This window comes from Pseudomonas sp. G7(2022), assembly GCF_052660475.1.
Window position 1 is genome coordinate 5,938,205 of record NZ_CP109659.1, and the last position, 18,664, is coordinate 5,956,868.

17 protein-coding genes are annotated in these 18,664 nt (G+C 61.4%); 11 read left to right on the forward strand and 6 right to left on the reverse strand.

Annotated elements, in window-relative coordinates:
- Window positions 1-26 precede the first annotated feature (26 nt).
- The 3 genes from NE357_RS27265 (at window position 27) to NE357_RS27275 (ending at window position 2,571) form a co-directional block, all read left to right on the forward strand.
- Window positions 27-1,622, forward strand: a complete 1,596-nt coding sequence (locus tag NE357_RS27265) for a GMC family oxidoreductase (protein WP_169432319.1) — start codon at window positions 27-29, stop codon at window positions 1,620-1,622.
- A gap of 115 nt (window positions 1,623-1,737) precedes the next feature.
- Window positions 1,738-2,217 (forward strand): pantetheine-phosphate adenylyltransferase, encoded by a 480-nt coding sequence (gene coaD / locus NE357_RS27270; protein ID WP_003229157.1) that lies wholly within the window; start codon window positions 1,738-1,740, stop codon window positions 2,215-2,217.
- A 102-nt stretch (window positions 2,218-2,319) separates the two neighbouring features.
- On the forward strand, window positions 2,320-2,571 hold the full coding sequence (locus NE357_RS27275) for a YfhL family 4Fe-4S dicluster ferredoxin (RefSeq protein ID WP_003195146.1): 252 nt from the start codon (window positions 2,320-2,322) through the stop codon (window positions 2,569-2,571).
- A gap of 38 nt (window positions 2,572-2,609) precedes the next feature.
- On the opposite strand, the gene NE357_RS27280 is transcribed toward NE357_RS27275, so the two are convergent.
- The 3 genes from NE357_RS27280 to NE357_RS27290 form a co-directional block, all read right to left on the reverse strand.
- Window positions 2,610-2,933, reverse strand: a complete 324-nt coding sequence (locus tag NE357_RS27280; RefSeq protein WP_169432320.1) for a multidrug transporter — start codon at window positions 2,931-2,933, stop codon at window positions 2,610-2,612.
- Between the two features lie 67 nt (window positions 2,934-3,000).
- Window positions 3,001-3,813, reverse strand: coding sequence for a bifunctional DNA-formamidopyrimidine glycosylase/DNA-(apurinic or apyrimidinic site) lyase (gene mutM, locus NE357_RS27285; protein ID WP_169432321.1), 813 nt, complete (start codon window positions 3,811-3,813; stop codon window positions 3,001-3,003).
- A 27-nt stretch (window positions 3,814-3,840) separates the two neighbouring features.
- Window positions 3,841-4,653: an HDOD domain-containing protein gene (locus NE357_RS27290; protein WP_169432715.1), complete on the reverse strand. Its 813-nt coding sequence runs from the start codon at window positions 4,651-4,653 to the stop codon at window positions 3,841-3,843.
- 267 nt (window positions 4,654-4,920) lie between these two features.
- Here NE357_RS27290 and NE357_RS27295 point away from each other — a divergent pair, with 267 nt between their 5' ends.
- From NE357_RS27295 to ilvD, 5 genes are all read left to right on the forward strand, one after another.
- Window positions 4,921-6,117 carry a class I SAM-dependent rRNA methyltransferase gene (locus tag NE357_RS27295; protein ID WP_169432322.1) on the forward strand — a complete coding sequence of 399 codons (1,197 nt, stop codon included), beginning with the start codon at window positions 4,921-4,923 and terminating at the stop codon, window positions 6,115-6,117.
- Between the two features lie 445 nt (window positions 6,118-6,562).
- Window positions 6,563-7,636 carry a SagB family peptide dehydrogenase gene (locus NE357_RS27300; RefSeq protein WP_169432323.1) on the forward strand — a complete coding sequence of 358 codons (1,074 nt, stop codon included), beginning with the start codon at window positions 6,563-6,565 and terminating at the stop codon, window positions 7,634-7,636.
- Entirely contained in the window at window positions 7,633-8,589 is a 957-nt protein-coding gene (locus NE357_RS27305) for a diiron oxygenase (protein WP_169432324.1), read from the forward strand. Before NE357_RS27300 ends, NE357_RS27305 begins: the two co-directional genes overlap by 4 nt.
- Window positions 8,582-9,814, forward strand: coding sequence for an MFS transporter (locus NE357_RS27310; RefSeq protein ID WP_169432325.1), 1,233 nt, complete (start codon window positions 8,582-8,584; stop codon window positions 9,812-9,814). The genes NE357_RS27305 and NE357_RS27310 overlap by 8 nt, the downstream gene beginning before the upstream one ends.
- A 256-nt stretch (window positions 9,815-10,070) precedes the next feature.
- Window positions 10,071-11,912, forward strand: a complete 1,842-nt coding sequence (gene ilvD / locus NE357_RS27315; protein ID WP_169432326.1) for a dihydroxy-acid dehydratase — start codon at window positions 10,071-10,073, stop codon at window positions 11,910-11,912.
- Window positions 11,913-12,040: 128 nt separating this feature from the next.
- On the opposite strand, the gene NE357_RS27320 is transcribed toward ilvD, so the two are convergent.
- Complete coding sequence (locus NE357_RS27320) at window positions 12,041-13,096, reverse strand: haloacid dehalogenase-like hydrolase (RefSeq protein ID WP_169432327.1); 1,056 nt, start codon at window positions 13,094-13,096, stop codon at window positions 12,041-12,043.
- A 241-nt stretch (window positions 13,097-13,337) separates the two neighbouring features.
- Between NE357_RS27320 and NE357_RS27325 the strand changes: the two genes are divergently transcribed.
- Window positions 13,338-14,729 carry an L-cystine transporter gene (locus NE357_RS27325; RefSeq protein WP_169432328.1) on the forward strand — a complete coding sequence of 464 codons (1,392 nt, stop codon included), beginning with the start codon at window positions 13,338-13,340 and terminating at the stop codon, window positions 14,727-14,729.
- Between the two features lie 88 nt (window positions 14,730-14,817).
- On the opposite strand, the gene NE357_RS27330 is transcribed toward NE357_RS27325, so the two are convergent.
- Complete coding sequence (locus NE357_RS27330; protein WP_169432329.1) at window positions 14,818-15,330, reverse strand: dihydrofolate reductase; 513 nt, start codon at window positions 15,328-15,330, stop codon at window positions 14,818-14,820.
- A gap of 85 nt (window positions 15,331-15,415) precedes the next feature.
- Here NE357_RS27330 and NE357_RS27335 point away from each other — a divergent pair, with 85 nt between their 5' ends.
- Window positions 15,416-16,789 (forward strand): DUF2868 domain-containing protein, encoded by a 1,374-nt coding sequence (locus NE357_RS27335; RefSeq protein WP_169432330.1) that lies wholly within the window; start codon window positions 15,416-15,418, stop codon window positions 16,787-16,789.
- Window positions 16,782-18,167: a GTPase/DUF3482 domain-containing protein gene (locus NE357_RS27340; protein ID WP_169432331.1), complete on the forward strand. Its 1,386-nt coding sequence runs from the start codon at window positions 16,782-16,784 to the stop codon at window positions 18,165-18,167. Before NE357_RS27335 ends, NE357_RS27340 begins: the two co-directional genes overlap by 8 nt.
- Here the strand turns inward: NE357_RS27340 and NE357_RS27345 are convergent.
- Window positions 18,164-18,589 carry a hypothetical protein gene (locus NE357_RS27345; protein ID WP_169432332.1) on the reverse strand — a complete coding sequence of 142 codons (426 nt, stop codon included), beginning with the start codon at window positions 18,587-18,589 and terminating at the stop codon, window positions 18,164-18,166. The two genes, NE357_RS27340 and NE357_RS27345, sit on opposite strands and share 4 nt — an antisense overlap.
- Window positions 18,590-18,664: the final 75 nt, after the last annotated feature.

Here is an 18,664-nt window from a genome sequence, read left to right on the forward strand (position 1 = left end):
AAAAAAATAATAAGAGAACCTGATCGATGCCCGTACCCGACCCGTTTCGCGAAGGCCTTGCCCGTGGCTGGAAAACCTACAACGGCGCACAACTGAACGATGACCTGACCCTGGAAGCCGACGTGGCGATCATCGGCAGCGGCGCTGGCGGCGGCACCACGGCGGAAATCCTCAGCGCCGCCGGCTACAAGGTGCTGCTGATCGAAGAAGGCCCGCTCAAGACCAGCAGCGACTTCAAACTGCTGGAAGACCAGGCCTACAGCAGCCTCTATCAGGAAGGCATCGGCCGCATGAGCAAGGACGGCGCAATCACCATCCTTCAGGGCCGCGCGGTCGGTGGCACCACCCTGATCAACTGGACTTCGAGCTTTCGCACCCCCGAGCCGACCCTCGAACACTGGGCCAAGGAGCACAACGTCAAAGGCCACAGCCCCGCCGACATGGCGCCGTGGTTCGAAAAAATGGAGCAGCGTCTCGGTGTCGCCCCGTGGAGGGTGCCGCCCAACGCCAACAACGACGTGATCCGCAAAGGCTGCGAACAGCTCGGCTACAGCTGGCACGTGATCCCGCGCAACGTGCGCGGCTGCTGGAACCTCGGCTATTGCGGCATGGGCTGCCCGACCAACGCCAAGCAATCGATGATGGTCACCACCATTCCGGCGACCCTGGAAAAGGGTGGCGAGCTGCTCTATCTGGCCCGCGCCGAAAAACTGCTGATCAACGGCGACAAGGTGACCGGGCTGCGATGCGTGGCGATGGACGAACGCTGCGTCGAACCGACCGGACGCCAGATCACGGTCAAGGCTCGCCATTACGTGCTGGCCGGTGGCGGGATCAACAGCCCAGCCCTGCTGCTGCGCTCGGACGCGCCGGATCCGCATCGACGCCTCGGCAAACGCACCTTTCTGCACCCGGTGAACATGTCCGCCGGGCGCTTCGACGAGGTCATCAACCCGTTTTACGGGGCGCCACAATCAATCTACTCCGACCATTTCCAGTGGAAGGACGGCACCACCGGGCCGATGGCCTTCAAACTCGAAGTGCCGCCGCTGCACCCGGCGCTGGCCGCCACCCTGCTCGGCGGCTTCGGCCAGGAAAACGCCCGGCACATGGCGGATCTTCCGCACACCCACGCCATGCTGGCATTGCTGCGTGACGGCTTTCATCAGGACAGCCAGGGCGGCAGTGTCGAATTGCGTGGCGACGGTTCGCCAGTGCTGGATTATCAGGTGTCGTCCTACGCCTGGGACGGTTTGCGCCGGGCCTTCCACGTCATGGCCGAGATCCAGTTCGCCGGTGGTGCCAAAGCGGTGATGCCGATGCACGCCGATGCGCGTTATGTGAACAGCCTGGCCGAGGCGCGCACGATGATCGACGGTTTGAGCCTTGAGCTGTACCGCACTCGCCTGGGCAGCGCCCACGTCATGGGCGGTTGTGCGATGGGCGAAGACCCGAAGACCGCCGTTACCGACAGCCTTGGCCGCCATCATCAGTTGAGCAATCTGTCGATTCATGACGGCTCGCTGTTCCCCACCAGCATCGGCGCCAATCCGCAGCTGTCGGTGTATGGTCTGACAGCACAACTGGCGACATCCCTCGGCGAACGGTTGAGAAACCCGTGAAAAAGCCGAAGATTCGTACCGCCTATAGTGCTTTCTTACCCAAAAGGCGACTTGGCCGACCGGGACGGCTGCGATACCATCCGACTCCCCAACGGATTCCCGCCAGGACGACGCGATGAACCGAGTGTTGTACCCAGGTACCTTCGACCCTATTACCAAGGGCCATGGCGATCTGGTCGAACGCGCCTCGCGCCTGTTCGATCACGTAATCATCGCCGTTGCCGCCAGCCCCAAGAAAAATCCGCTGTTCCCGCTGGAACAACGGGTCGAGCTGGCCCGCGAAGTCACCAAGCACCTGCCCAACGTGGAAGTGGTCGGCTTCTCGACGCTGCTGGCGCATTTCGCCAAAGAGCAGAACGCCAACGTGTTCCTGCGTGGCCTGCGCGCGGTGTCGGACTTCGAATACGAATTCCAGCTGGCCAACATGAACCGCCAGTTGGCGCCGGATGTGGAGAGCCTGTTTCTCACCCCGTCCGAGCGTTATTCGTTCATTTCCTCGACACTGGTGCGGGAAATTGCAGCCCTGGGCGGCGATATCAGCAAGTTCGTCCACCCGGCAGTGGCTGATGCCCTGACCCTGCGCTTCAAGAAGTAACGACCGTTCAAACGGTGCCCGCGTGCACTGCGGGCGCCAATGCGGCACAATTGCGCGCATTGATTTATTGCGCCCGGGCCCGCCGCCCCGGCTGGAGTTAGCATGTCCCTGATCATCACCGACGATTGCATCAACTGCGACGTCTGCGAACCTGAGTGCCCGAACGCCGCCATTTCCCAAGGCGAAGAGATCTACGTGATCGACCCGAACCTGTGCACCCAGTGCGTCGGCCACTACGACGAACCGCAGTGCCAACAGGTCTGCCCGGTGGATTGCATTCCGCTGGACGAAGCCCATCCGGAGACTGAAGAACAGTTGATGGAGAAGTACCGCAAGATTACCGGCAAGGCTTGAGTCTCTGACCGCGATCGCAGCGCAAGGCTGCGATCGCGTCATTCACGCTGCTCGAATCCTTCCCCGGTACATCCCAGACAGCGCACGAACGCCGCTTTCGCCGGTGCCACCACCAGCGCCTCCCCCGCATCGCCAACGCCGCCACCCAGCGCGGTAAACGGCAACGACACCACGAACACCCCCGCACCGATCACTGTGGCCGCCACCAGCAAGGGGCGGGCAATCAGCAGATCGCCGATCATGGCGTAGGCCGGTGGATTCTGGATGGCGTAACGCGGATCACCGCTGCCGCCTTCCGTGGCCTGAACGGTCAGGCTGGAACACAGCAGCAGTGCGAGGAAAAGGGCTAGCGAGGATTTCATGGCACGATCCTTCGGGCTGAACAGTGAGACAACTCACTATAGACCGTAGGACTTTTTCAGCTTTTCGTCAGGTCTGGCAGCGCGGGCAGAAAACGCTGGCCCGCTGGCCCAGCTTCACGTCCCGCAGGCCTGTGCCGCAGACCTTGCAGTGCTCGCCACCGCGACCGTAAACAAACAGTTCCTGCTGGAAATACCCCGGCTGCCCGTCACCACCGATGAAATCGCGCAACGTGGTACCGCCACGCTCGATGGCAGCGGCGAGGATGCGTTTGATCTCGATCGCCAGCTTCAGATAGCGCGCCCGGGAAATACCTTTGGCTTCGCGGCGCGGATCAATACCGGCGGCGAACAGCGCCTCGGTCGCGTAAATGTTACCGACGCCCACCACCACCGCGTTGTCCATGATGAACGGCTTGACCGCCATCGACCGTCCGCGTGACAGCTGAAACAACCGCTCGCCATCGAACAGATCGGTCAACGGCTCCGGCCCCAGGCGAATCAGCAACTCGTGATTAAGCGGGTCAGTGCTCCAGAGCATCGCCCCGAAACGCCGTGGATCGGTGTAGCGCAGGGCCAGGCCCGACTCCAGTTCGATGTCGACATGCTCATGCCTGGCCGCCGGCATCCCGACCTCCACCAGCCGCAAATTGCCCGACATGCCCAGATGGCTGATCAGCGTGCCGACTTCGGCGTTGATCAGCAGATACTTGGCGCGCCGCTCGACCAGCACGATGCGCTGCCCGGACAGGCGCACATCGAGGTCCTCGGGAATCGGCCAGCGCAGCCGCCGGTCACGTACGATCACGCGGCTGACGCGCTGGCCTTCCAGGTGCGGGGCGATGCCGCGGCGGGTGGTTTCGACTTCCGGCAATTCAGGCATGAGCGTCTCGAATCAGGAGCGGTTTGATCAGTGTGCGCCGAGTTCGCGGATCGTCTGCTTCAGGGTTTCGAAGTCGTAATCCGAGAGACCGATGTATTCGAGCACCAGCGGCCCGACAGCCTGCCACTCGAAGTCTTCGCTCTGATTGCCCAGCACCCGGTACGACGCGCAGATATGCTCGGCCATTTTCAGGATCGCCAGCAGGTTTTTCATCTGACTGTTGCGCGAAGTCTCGTCGCTGAAGATCGCCATGGCGTTGTGGTGATTGGCGATGGCCGCGCTGACATGCTCCGGCAGGCGCCAGGACTTGGCCGTGTAGTAACCCACCACCGAATGGTTGGTGTTGTAGACGCGGTTTTCGGTATCCACCACCCGGCATTCGGCACTGGCGTTGGCGTAAGCCTCTTCGAGCGTCTTCATATAGTCCGGGAAGCGCTGAAGCATCAACGGCACGCCGCAGTCATGGAACAAGCCCAAGGCGTAGGCCTCGTCGCTCGCCTCGGTACCGACGCGCTTGGCCAGGGTCAGGCAGGTCATGGCCACGTCCTGGGCGGTGTCCCAGAACCGGTTGAGGGTGACGATGGTGTCATCGTTCATCTCGCCCTTGATCGACATCGCGTTGATCAGATTGATGATCGAACGGCTGCCCAACAGGTTCACCGCGCGCTTGATCGAGGTGATCTTGTTGCTCAGGCCGTAATAGGGCGAATTGACGATTTTCAGCAGTGAGCCGGACAGGCCGGGATCCTGGGAGATCAGCTTGGCGATCGTCTCCAGATCCGGATCGGGCATGTACTGCTCCATTTGCAGATCCACCATGATCTGCGGCTGCGCGGGCACACTGATGCCTTGCAGGGACTGTTGAATCTGTTCGGTGGTCAGCTCTTGGGACATAAGTACACACTCTGGGACAGGCGGCGATTCTAACCCCTAAAAACCGACGAACGACACATCGCGGGGCAGATCGGCGGAAACTTTCATTCAAGACCATCGAGCGAATTCTGACTTCGTCCGTTTGCGCGCCAGGCCGGGGCGCCACATGTCCAGCATCGAACCTGCATGCATCGCAACACGGTATACTCCCGCTCTTTTTTCCGGAGCGACGTCATGTCCCTGCCTAGCTTGCGCCTCAAAGCCAACGCCGACCGTCGCCTGCGCGCCGGCCACCTGTGGGTCTACAGCAACGAAATCGACGTGGCCGCCACCCCGTTGCACGGCTTCAAGGCCGGCGACCAGGCGATCCTTGAAGCCGCCGGCGGCAAGCCGATGGGCATCGTGGCCATGAGCCCGAACAACCTGATCTGCGCCCGCCTGCTGTCGCGCGACATCAAGCTGGCGCTGGACAAGTCGCTGCTGGTGCATCGCCTGAACGTAGCGCTTTCCCTGCGTCAGCGCCTGTTCGACAAACCGTTCTATCGCCTGGTCTACGGCGACTCCGACCTGCTGCCGGGTCTGGTGGTCGACCGTTTCGGCGACATCCTCGTGGTGCAGATCGCTTCCGCCACCATGGAAGCCCATAAAGATGACGTGATCGCGGCACTGACCCAAGTGCTCAAGCCGAGCGGCATCCTGTTCAAGAACGACTCCGCCGCCCGTGACGCCGAAGGTCTGGAGCGCTACACCGAAACCGTATTCGGCCTGGTACCGGAGTGGGTGCCTCTGGAAGAGAACGGCGTGAAATTCGAAGCCCCGGTGATCCAGGGCCAGAAGACCGGCTGGTTCTACGACCACCGCATGAACCGCGCACGCCTGGCGCCTTACGCCAAAGGCAAACGCGTGCTGGACCTGTACAGCTACATCGGAGGCTGGGGTGTGCAGGCTGCCGCGTTCGGCGCCAGCGAAGTGTTCTGCGTCGATGCATCGGGCTTCGCCCTCGACGGCGTCGAGCGCAATGCCGCGCTGAACGGCTTTGCCGACAAGATGACCTGCATCGAAGGCGACGTCTTTGAAGCCCTGAAGGAACTCAAGGCCAGCGAAGAACGCTTCGACGTGATCGTGGCCGACCCGCCTGCGTTCATCAAGCGCAAAAAGGACATGAAAAACGGTGAAGGCGCCTACCGCCGCCTGAATGAGCAAGCCATGCGTCTGCTCAACAAGGACGGCATCCTGGTCAGCGCTTCGTGCTCGATGCACCTGCCGGAAGATGATCTGCAGAACATCCTGCTGACCAGCGCCCGCCACCTGGACCGCAATATCCAGCTGCTGGAGCGCGGCGGTCAGGGCCCGGATCACCCGGTACACCCGGCCATTGCTGAAACCCGCTACATCAAGAGCATCACCTGCCGCCTGCTGCCCAACAGCTGACAGGCGCACGGCATTGATGCTGTTGAAAGGGGAGCCCGCGGGCTCCCCTTCTTTTTGTCTTGCACTGTGCTTTCCTACATTTAACGTCCTGCCGTCGTGCAGGATATTTCCTTAAATACTTTATTTTCCGAAATTTAACTTACACATTCACTCCCAGCCAAAGATCACTCCGACAAAATTACTGGATAATTCCTACTTAATATTTGCTTGCGATTAATCCATTACAAACTATTATTAAGTCGTCACCACGGAGGTGACACCAACTAACCACGAAGCAACAATGAACAAGGAGTTCAATCATGAAAGCAATTACTCTGGAATCCCGTACCCTCGCAAACCTGGCTTTTCTGGTCGCACCTAAAGCCCGCTAAGTAAGGTGGGCGCTGGGTATGCCGGCTACCCAGCGCCTCTGACAACGCACCTATCCAGAGCAGCGTGCCCCAACATGCATATAAATCCTTATTTATTCATACTGCCACGAACGCCCGGCCAGATAGTCTGGAACTACAAAGACCATACTCAGCACGAACTTGATCTCGAATACTCTTCTCGACTGACACAACTTATCCACGATCCGGACTTATATGACAGCAACAACATAATAGACACGCAACTTCTAAAAGCCGGAATATTGACTTCTTTAAAAGTCACAGCGCCGGTCTGGGGCTGGGATGAACTGTCAAGGATCTACCATATCGGCACGCGGAATATTCCCTGCGAACACACTCCCCGAAATATTCAGGAATGGTCCAGGCAATACCTCGAACACTGCGAGACAGTGCTTGCCACTTCACCTCCGGCGGACGCCTCTGCAGACAACGGTCCAAATGCACTCATCGCCCTGCCAGCACCATTGGCACTGAATGACGATACCCTGTCGAGTTCGCTCACCCGGCGCAAGACCTGCCGGTCCTTCACCGGCGCCCCCCTGTCGCTGGACGATGTCGGCACCTTGCTATACCTGTCTCTCGGTTACCTGCGAGAACGCGAGGCCGACTGTGACGACAGCATCGCCGAAGGGCTTGGCGCGCGGCGCAGCAGCCCTTCCGGGGGCGGGCTCAACGCCTGCGAAGGTTACTTGCTGATCCAGAACGCCGAAGGCCTGGCACCCGGCGTATATGCCTATCACCCGGCGGAACATGCCTTGAGCCTGATCAATCTGCCACCCGACACGGCACTGGGTAATCTCCTGGGAGGGCAGCACTTCATCAATAACCTGCCAATGGGCCTGTTCATCACCGCCCGCTTCGACAGACTCTGGTGGAAGTATCCCCACTCGCGCGCCTATCGAATGGCATTCGTCGAAGCCGGACACCTCTCACAGACGTTTCAACTGGTGGCCACTGCCCTGGGCATGAACACCTGGCTGACAGGTGCGTTTTCCGACGACCAGGTCGAGCGCTTGCTGAAACTCGAGAACAGTGCGGAACAACCCTTGTTCTTCGTCGGTTGCGGGGAAAGCGACGGTCAGGCGATGTGCCAGGAAATGCGTGACCTGTTGCGCGAGACGCAAGCATGAGCCTTCTCTCCCACGCCCCGACCTTCGAGTTTTCACTGGGCGACTGGAACACTCGCGCTTCGGTGCGCACCAGTGCCCACGATTACCGCTTGCCGGCTGATATAGCGCAGCAACTGGAAACCCGTCATTGGTTCCCGCCGGCATTTCTGCCCTATCTCGCGCACCCTGCCATCAAGGCGTCGGGCCGTTCGATGCTGCACCGACTCACGGCCAATCATCTGGTGCACTTTCTTGACTACACAACCCTGCTGGAGCACCGCATCGTCAATCGCGCCGTGGAAGTCATCGTTCACGGCGAACTGCCGATCGATGTTCCGCCGCTCATGAAAACTGCCGCGCTGCAGCTCTACACCGACGAGGGTTACCACGCCCTGTTCTCTCATCAGGTCGCGGAGCAGATCGCCGGGCTCTACGCCATCACCGCGCGCCCGGTGACGCCCAGGCGGATCATTCGCATGAACAGGCTGATCGCCAAAACCCTTCCAGAGCAACAACCGCTGACATGGTTCCTGCTCGGCTTCGTCTCGGAAACCATCATTGCCCGGGAACTGCTCGACGTCTGCCGGGACAGCCTGGTGTCCGGGGTCAGTGACATGCTGCGCGATCACCTCACCGACGAGGCGCGCCACAGTCGCTACTTCACTGAAGTGTTCCACTACCTCTGGCTGCATCTGGACTCGCACCAGCGAACTTTCGCGGCCGCCACCCTGCTCGAGATCATCGTGATCTTCTTCGAAGCCGATGACCGGTGGCTGCGACGAAGCCTGCGCGACGCCGGGATTGACGACAGCGCGGTGCGGGAGATAGTCGACAGGTTGGTAACGGCGCAAGCCACCCGATTGCGCGCACGGACAGGCAGCATCGCCACATTGAATGCACTGAAGAAAGCCGGATTTTTTGCTGAATCTCAAAACCAGACACTTTTCGCCAGGGCGGGACTGATCGATGGATAACAGAAAATCCGGGATGACGACCCGACAGCGTCGCGGGGCCGTCAGCCTGTTGCTCGCGTTGGTACTGCTGGGTGTATTTCCACTGGACGTCCTGCTGCCTTCGTTCCCGGCGCTGGCCGAACACTTTCGCAGCACCCCGGCTGACATCGCGCTGTCCATCAGCCTGTTCGCCGTCGGCATCGCCTTCGCCCAGATGCTGATCGGGCCGCTGTCGGATGTGATCGGGCGCAAGGGTTTGCTGCTCGCCGGCATGAGCGTTTCAATGCTCGGCGCCCTCGGCTGTGTCATGACCACTGATTATTCGCTGTTCCTGATGTTCCGGGTCGTGCAGGCGCTGGGCTGCGGTTGCTTCGTACTGTCCCAGGCACTGGTCCAGGATCTGTTCGAAGGTCAGGAACGTGATCGCCTGCGAATCCTGATGGTCACCGCCGGCGGGATTTTCATCTCGATATCCCCTCTTGCCGGTACGTTCTTGCAGGCAACACTGGGATGGCGTGGCAGCTTCTGGGTGTTCATCGCGTTATCAGCCGCCGTGCTGCTCAAGGCCTGTCTGTTTCTGGAGAACACACGACCGACCACCCGTGGAACACGTACAAACTTCCTCACGGCTTACCGACAGGTTCTGGGGGATTTCGACTTTGTCGGCTACTGGCTGATTTCGGCATTTGCGTTCGCCTGCCACTTTTCATTCATCGTGATCTCGCCGCTGATCTTCATGGACCGGCTGCAATTGTCCGCTTACGAGTTCTCGTTGATCCTGCTGATCTACGGTGCGGCGTATGTCGCCGGTGGCATCCTCGCCAGCGTGCTGAGCAGGCGCATCACCAGTGGTCAGCAGATCGTTGTCGGCCTGAGCCTGATCCTGTTCGCCGGCGTGACCATGCTGTACCTGTCGTCGAGTTTTGCCCTGGCTGCGGCGACAGTGCTGATCCCGATGCTGATCTGCACCGCCGGCACCACCATTGCCCGACCGGCGGCCACGTCCAGGGCCATGAGCCTGTTTCCGGACAACGCCGGCACGTCGGCGTCGGCCGGCAGCACCATCATTTTCATCTGCGGCGGCCTCATCAGTGCCTTGATCAGCCTGAGCCCGACCAATCTGCAATCCACACTGGGTTACGCTTTTGTCTTGCTCAGTGGCGTGGCACTCACATTGAACAGCCGGATCAGCCGTCGCGCCAGAATCCTCCAAGCCGACGCCATTGCACAACCGAACGGTGATTAACCCTGCCGGTCGTCATTCCGCACGCAGCGTCAGCACTGGAACAACGTTTTGCGCCATTCCCTCCTGACGCCAGCGGTGTAGAATCGCGAGATTCATCGCCATTCATCCCCGGCGGGTTTATGAGCTCAGGCTGAGACCAGCGGCGATCCCGCAACGTCATCGGCAACTTCAGGACACACGGCCATTTCTGAGTGTTCCAGACGTCAATAGAAGCTCACTCCCTTTTGATACCTGATTTAGCCGCCCGGAGTGCTCCATGCCAGATTACCGCTCGAAAACATCCACCCACGGCCGCAACATGGCCGGCGCCCGCGCACTGTGGCGCGCCACCGGGATGAAAGATGACGACTTCAAGAAGCCGATCATCGCCATTGCCAACTCCTTCACCCAGTTCGTACCGGGCCACGTCCACCTGAAGGACTTGGGCCAGCTGGTTGCCCGTGAGATCGAACGCGCCGGTGGCGTGGCAAAAGAATTCAACACCATCGCCGTGGACGACGGCATCGCCATGGGCCACGACGGCATGCTCTATTCGCTGCCGAGCCGCGAGATCATTGCCGACTCCGTCGAGTACATGGTCAACGCCCACTGCGCCGACGCCATCGTCTGCATCTCCAACTGCGACAAGATCACCCCGGGCATGCTGATGGCCGCCCTGCGCCTGAACATTCCGGTGATCTTCGTTTCCGGCGGCCCGATGGAAGCTGGCAAGACCAAACTGGCCAGCCACGGTCTCGACCTCGTCGATGCCATGGTCATCGCCGCCGACTCCAGCGCTTCTGACGAGAAGGTTGCCGAGTACGAGCGCAGCGCCTGCCCGACCTGCGGTTCGTGCTCCGGCATGTTCACCGCCAACTCGATGAACTGCCTGACCGAAGCCCTGGGCCTCGCGTTGCCGGGCAACGGTTCGACCCTGGCCACCCACAGCGACCGCGAACAGCTGTTCCTGCAGGCCGGCCGTACCATCGTCGAACTGTGCAAGCGCTACTACGGCGAGAACGACGAGTCGGTCCTGCCGCGCAACATCGCCAACTTCAAGGCGTTCGAGAACGCGATGATGCTCGATATCGCCATGGGCGGTTCGACCAACACCATCCTGCACTTGCTGGCCGCCGCCCAGGAAGCCGAGATCGACTTCGACCTGCGCGACATTGATCGTCTGTCGCGCAAGGTGCCGCAACTGTGCAAGGTCGCGCCGAACATCCAGAAGTACCACATGGAAGACGTGCACCGCGCCGGCGGCATCTTCAGCATTCTCGGTTCGCTGGCCCGTGGCGGCCTGCTGCACACCGACCTGCCGACCGTGCACAGCCGCAGCATGGAAGAAGCCATCGCCAAGTGGGACATCACCCAGACCAACGATGAAGCCGTGCATCACTTCTTCAAGGCAGGTCCTGCCGGTATCCCGACCCAGACCGCGTTCAGCCAGTCGACCCGCTGGGAAACCCTGGACGACGACCGTGAAAACGGTTGCATCCGCAGCGTCGAACACGCCTATTCGAAAGAAGGCGGCCTGGCCGTGCTGTACGGCAACATCGCCCTGGACGGCTGCGTGGTGAAAACCGCCGGCGTCGACGAATCGATCCACGTGTTCGAAGGCAACGCGAAGATTTTCGAAAGCCAGGACAGCGCCGTGCGCGGCATCCTCGCCGACGAAGTGAAGGAAGGCGACATCGTCATCATTCGCTACGAAGGCCCGAAAGGCGGCCCGGGCATGCAGGAAATGCTCTACCCGACCTCGTACCTGAAATCCAAGGGCCTGGGCAAAGCCTGCGCCCTGCTGACCGATGGCCGTTTCTCCGGCGGCACCTCCGGCCTGTCCATCGGCCACGCTTCGCCAGAGGCTGCGGCGGGTGGCGCGATCGGCCTGGTACAGGACGGCGACAAGGTGCTGATCGACATTCCGAACCGCTCGATCAACCTGCTGATCAGCGACGAAGAACTGGCGGCTCGCCGGGTCGAGCAGGACAAGAAAGGCTGGAAACCGGTCGAACAGCGTCCACGCAAAGTGACCACCGCCCTCAAGGCCTACGCCCTGCTGGCGACCAGCGCCGACAAGGGTGCCGTGCGCAACAAGGCGATGCTCGACGGGCTGTAAGCGTCAACTCGCAGAAACAAAAATGCCCCGCCAAGTGCGGGGCATTTTTTTGCCTGACCGAAATCCCAATGTCACTGCAGATCAAAACTGTGGGAGCAAGCCCGCTCCCACATTGGATCTATGCAGGTTTACTGGATTTCTTCAGGTTTGACGATCACCCAGTTCTTGTCCGCCGTCACCGGCAAACCTTCTTTTGCCTGGGCCGCGGCATGCTTGGCCATCATGCCGTTGAGCTGGGCCATATACTTGTCCTTGCGGTTGACCCACAGGTGAATCCCACCCTTGGCCACGTCCACATCGTGGAACAGCATGTAGCCGTCGCTGGTCGGCGTGTCGCCACCCACCAGCACCGGTTTTTTCCATTCGTCGATGTAGGTCAGGATCGCCGCGTGCTTGCCGGCCATCCAGGTCGCCGGGGTCCAGAGGTATGGCGTCAGTTCCAGGCCGAGGTTGGCCTTCTCGTCATACTTGCCGGCGGCGATCTGCTTGCGTGCGGTGGTCAGTTCACCGGTCTCGCGGTTCTTCAGCAAGGTGGTCACACCGATAACGTTCTGCGGTTTGACGTTATAGCCGTACTTCGGATCGGCCGCGACCATCCGCACCAGTTCTTCGGAGGCGGCGGTCATCACGTAGACCTCAATGCCGTTCTCCATCAGTTTGTTGTACAGCTCAGCCTGACCGGTGAAGACTTTCGGCGGCTGCACGTCGATGTTCTTCACCACATCGCCTTCGTAATAGGTCGCCGGCACCGGCTTGCCCGACGCCATCAGTTCGTCGACGTAGCCTTTGAGTTCCTTGAGGGTGAAACCGGAGAACACCTGCGCCACCCATGGGTAGCAGACCATGTCGTCAACTTCGCAGAGGCGATAGTAGTAGCTGAACAGGCTTTCCTTGTGGTCGGCCGTGTCCTTGAACGGCATCAGTTTCAGCGACGGGTCGAGCTTGTCACGGGTGATCAGGCCCTTGTTTTCCATGAACGGCAGCAGCGACTCTTCCAGGTCGTAGCGGTAACTGGTGTTGTCCATGTCGAACACCGCGTAGTTACCCTTGTTGGCGTTGGCCGCAATCATCGCGTCCAGGGCCTTGGCCTGATCGGCCGGCCAGTGCTTGAGGTCAGTGGCGAACGCTTGGCCAACAAGGCCGAAGCAGAGTGCGGCAGCCAGCAATTTAGGTGCGAACTTCATTCTGCGTTTCTCCCCGATTGAAAGAGATCGACGCTAACAAATCAGTGTGACAGTTACCGTCTGTCAGCGACTGTCCACGTCCCTTTTGCGCCAACTGCATCCCCGAGAACGACACCCGCTTATTCCAAAAACGACGGACGACCTTTTATTTCGGTATTAAATCATTGGAAATCAAGCTGTTAGGCTTGCCGGTTCGCAACAGCCCCGGAAGGTTGTTGGCACAGTCTTTTCTGGAGTCCTCATGAATCTGCCCCTGATTCTCAACTTGCTGGTGTTCCTTGCCTTGCTCTTCGGTCTGGCGCAAACCCGTCACACCACGTGGAGCCTGGCGAAAAAAGTTCTGCTCGCGCTGGTGCTGGGCGTGGCATTCGGCGTCGCGCTGCACACGATTTACGGCGCGGGCAACCCGGTGCTGAAAGCCTCGATCGGCTGGTTTGATCTGGTCGGCAACGGTTATGTGCAACTGCTGCAAATGATCGTGATTCCGCTGGTATTCGCCTCGATCCTCAGCGCCGTGGCCCGTCTGCACAACGCTTCGTCGCTGGGCAAGATCAGCTTCCTGACCATCGGCACGCTGCTGTTCACCACGGCGATTGCGGCACTGATCGGCATCGGCCTGACCAACCTGTTCGGCCTGACCGCCGAAGGCCTGGTCGCCGGCACCCAGGAAATGGCCCGTCTGCAAACCATCCAGACCGACTACGCCGGCAAGGTCGCCGACCTGAATGTGCCGCAGCTGCTGCTGTCGTTCATCCCGCAGAACCCGTTCGCCGACCTGGCGCGGGCCAAGCCGACCTCGATCATCAGCGTGGTGATCTTCGCTGCGTTCATGGGGGTTGCCGCGCTGCAACTGCTCAAGGATGACGCCGAGAAAGGTCAGAAAGTGATCAACGCCATCGACACCCTGCAAGCCTGGGTGATGCGTCTGGTGCGTCTGGTGATGAAGCTGACGCCTTACGGCGTGCTGGCACTGATGACCAAAGTGGTGGCCGGTTCCAACCTGCAGGACATCATCAAGCTCGGCAGCTTCGTGGTGGTGTCGTACCTCGGTCTGGGCCTGATGTTCGTGGTACACGGTCTGCTGGTCTCGGCGGCCGGGATCAACCCGCTGCGTTTCTTCCGCAAGATCTGGCCGGTGCTGACCTTCGCGTTCACCAGCCGCTCCAGCGCCGCGAGCATTCCGCTGAGCATCGAAGCGCAGACCCGGCGTCTGGGCATTCCACAATCGGTTGCAAGCTTCGCCGCTTCGTTCGGCGCGACCATCGGCCAGAACGGCTGCGCCGGTCTGTACCCGGCGATGCTGGCGGTGATGGTTGCGCCCACCGTGGGCATCAACCCGCTGGATCCGCTGTGGATTGCGACGCTGGTGGCGATTGTGACCTTGAGTTCCGCCGGTGTGGCGGGCGTGGGCGGCGGCGCGACCTTCGCCGCGCTGATCGTGCTGCCAGCCATGGGCTTGCCGGTTTCGCTGGTGGCGTTGCTGATTTCGGTCGAGCCGCTGATCGACATGGGTCGTACGGCACTGAACGTGAGCGGTTCGATCACCGCTGGCGCGATTACCAGCCAGGCGATGCAGCAGACCGACAAGGCACTGCTGGAAGCGGATGAGCATGCGGAGCTTGCTCAGGCTTGAGTAGCGTCTGACAGACCGCTATCGCGAGCAGGCTCGCTCCCACAGGGATATGCATTCCAATGTGGGAGCTGGCCTGCCAGCGATGCTCTTAGGCTTTTTCCCAGACTTCGAAGTTGTAAGCCGGTTTGTCGCCTTCAGCCGGATTCGGCACGTTCGACACCAGCTTCCACTGGCTCAGATCGAATTCCGGAAACCACGCATCCCCTTCCGGGCTCAATGCCACACGGGTCAGATACAAGCGATCCGCCTGCTCCATCCCCTGCGCATACAACTGCGCCCCGCCAATCAGCATCAACTCATCGACGCCCTGCTCTTTCGCCCACGCTTCGGCGCGAACCACGGCCGCTTCCAGCGACGGATAGACTTCCGCCCCTTCCAGCACCAGACCGGCCTGACGGCTGACCACGATGTTCAAGCGACCCGGCAACGGACGACCCAGCGAATCCCAGGTCTTGCGGCCCATGATGATCGGCTTGCCAAGCGTCGTGGCCTTGAAGTATTTGAAGTCCCCCGGCAGGTGCCAGGGCATGCTGTTGTCGACGCCGATCACACGGTTTTCACCGAGGGCTGCAATCAGGCTGAGGGGGAGTGATTTAGTCATGCCGGCGAGGATACCAGAGCCGCCCTTACCCCGATAAGCGCCACAGCGGTTATGCTCACGGCTCAATCAAGCAACGGGATGCCGCGTGACTGAACTGACTTCACTGCAAAACCTCTGGCTCACCGAAACCGTGCGCCTGCGCGAAGAACACGCAGGCCCGCTGGACGATCAGGAAGCCAATCGCCTGGCCCGCGCGGCCGGCGGCGATCTGCCGGGACGCATTCAACGCCGCGCCCTGTGGCTGGCCGAGCGCGACGGCCTGACCTCTGCGCTCAAGCACTGGCTGCAAGGCGCGCGTCTGGCGCTGGTGTTGCTGGCGATCTTCGCGGTTCTGAGCGGCGCCGGCCTGGCCTTCGCCGCACTGGGCCAGACGCCGGTCAATGTGTTCTGGGCCCTGGGCAGTCTGCTCGGGCTGAATCTGATTCTGCTGTTGAGCTGGGCGCTGGGGCTGATCTTCGCTGGCGAACATGGCGCCACCCTTGGCCGCTTGTGGCTGTGGCTCAGTGAAAAACTCGCCCGCGACGCCAAGGCTGCGCAACTGGCGCCGGCCCTGTTGTTGATGCTGCAACGCCAGAAACTCAATCGCTGGGCGCTCGGCTCGCTGGTCAACGGTTTGTGGTTGCTGGCGATGGTCAGCGCGCTGGTTTTGCTGCTGACGCTGATGGCGACCCGGCGCTACGGCTTCGTCTGGGAAACCACGATTCTCAGTGCCGACACGTTCATCAACATGACCCAGGCCCTCGGCGCCTTGCCGGCGCTGCTGGGCTTCAACGTGCCGACCGTGGACATGATCCGCGCCAGCGGCGACACCGCGCTGAACATCGAAAGCGCCCGTCAGGCCTGGGCGACCTGGCTGGCCGGCGTGCTGGTGGTGTACGGCGTGCTGCCGCGCCTGCTGTTGGCGCTGTTTTGCTTCTGGCGCTGGAACAGCGGCAAGGCCGCATTGCGTCTGGACCTGAACCTGCCCGGTTACGCCCAGTTGCGCGAACGCCTGATGCCGACCAGCGAACGCCTCGGCATCACCGACCCCGAGCCTGCGCAATTGCACCGCGTCGAAAGCACCGTCGGCGAACACGCCAGCGATGGCGCGCTTCTGGTGGCAATCGAACTGGACGATCAACACCCATGGCCACCGGCGTTGCCGAAAAACGTCAGCAACGCCGGCATCCTCGACAGCCGTGAATCGCGCAACAAACTGCTCGAACAACTCAGCCGTTTCCCCCCGGCGCGCCTCGCGATTGCCTGCGACCCACGACGTTCGCCGGATCGCGGCAGCCTGGCGCTGATCGCCGAGCTGGCACGCAATGCCGCCGCGACCCGGGTCTGGCTGTTGCAGGCACCGCCAGGACAAGCGCTGGACGCCGAACGCCTCGGTGACTGGCACGTCGCATTGCAACAGCTGCAACTGCCGTTCGCCGATTGCGCCCCGTTGAACTGGCTGGAGCACGGACATGACTGATGCCTGGAAAGCACCGCTGAAACTGGCGGTGGTCGGCCACACCAACGTCGGCAAGACTTCGCTGTTGCGTACCCTGACCCGCGACGTCGGCTTCGGTGAAGTCTCCCATCGACCGAGCACCACCCGACATGTCGAAGGTGCGCGGTTGTCAGTGGATGGCGAAGCGTTGCTCGACCTCTACGACACACCCGGTCTGGAAGACGCCATCGCCCTGCTGGATTTTCTCGAACGTCTGGAACGCCCCGGCGAACGCCTCGACGGCCCGGCACGGTTGGCGCGGTTTCTCGACGGCAGCGAAGCGCGCCAGCGTTTCGAACAGGAAGCCAAGGTGCTGCGGCAACTGCTCGATTCCGATGCCGGCCTGTACGTGATCGACGCCCGCGAACCGGTGCTGGCCAAGTACCGCGATGAACTGGAAGTGCTGGCCAGTTGCGGCAAGCCGCTGCTGCCGGTGCTGAATTTCGTCAGCAGCGCCAACCACCGCGAGCCGGACTGGCGTGAAGCCCTGGCGCGCCTCGGCCTGCACGCGCTGGTGCGTTTCGACAGCGTCGCCCCGCCCGAAGACGGGGAGCGGCGGCTGTACGAAAGCCTCGCACTGTTGCTGGAAAATGCCCGCCCACAACTTGAACGCCTGATCGCCGATCAACAGGCCCAACGCCTCGCCCGCGAGCAAAGCGCCGCACGCCTGATTGCCGAATTGCTGATCGACTGCGCCGCGTGCCGACGCAGTGTGGCGAGCAACGCCGAGCAGGAACAACAGGCCATCAGCGAACTGCGCAAAGCCGTGCGCCAGCGCGAACAACGCTGCGTCGAAGCGCTGCTCAAGCTCTACGCCTTCCGCCCGCAGGACGCCGCCGCCAGCGATCTGCCGCTGCTCGACGGACGCTGGGGCGATGACCTGTTCAACCCGGAAACCCTCAAGCAGCTCGGCGTGCGGGTCGGCGGCGGGATTGCCGCCGGAGCCGCAGCCGGTGCGGGCGTGGATTTGCTGGTCGGCGGCATCACCCTCGGCGCCGCCGCACTGGCCGGTGCCATTGCCGGCGGCGCCCTGCAAACCGCCCGCAGCTATGGCAACCGCCTGCTGGACAAGATCAAAGGGCAGCGGGAACTGACGGTCGACGACAACGTGCTGCGCCTGTTGGCATTGCGTCAGCGGCAATTGTTACAAGCGCTGAATGTTCGTGGTCATGCGGCGATGGACGCCGTTCAGGTGGCGACGCCGCAGGACAAGACCTGGCGTGAGGGCAAGTTGCCGGAAGCGCTGAACATCGCCCGGGCCCATCCGCAATGGTCGTCGCTCAACCCGCATCCGAAGCTGAATCAGGCCCAGCGTCAGGAACAGATCGATGAGCTGGTGAGCAAGGTCCTCGAGCTCTAGAACCAGCCGAGCTTGAGGAACTGTTTGACCAGCGCCGTCAACCGACTGCGATCGGTGCGATTGGCGCGCCCGTCGTTGTCGACGTCCGAACACAGGACAACCTCGAAGCGGCCATCGTTATCCAGGTCGTGGACGGCGGCCTTGTAAGCAATGGTTTCGCCCTGGTGAAAGTGCAGCCTCACTGATTCCGGCGTTCCATCGCTGCCGGGGTTCAGAGCGAAGATCCGCAGATGTCGCGTATCCTCGTCGGCCGCGTTGAACCAGGCACATTTCAGATAGGTGCTGGTGAAGCTGCGTAGTTGCGCCACCTCGCGAGCCGAGGCTTCGCGCCAGTCCTGTTCACTGTCATGAAAGCGCAGCTGGACACTGTCCCCTGCGCCGCTGCCCGATCGATCCCGGGCAATCACTTTCAAAAAACGCATCCGTGCGCTCCTTCGGCAAAGAGCCAGTCTGGGCCGAAGGGGCAACACGCGCCATGCACCGTTTCCCGGTTTGGC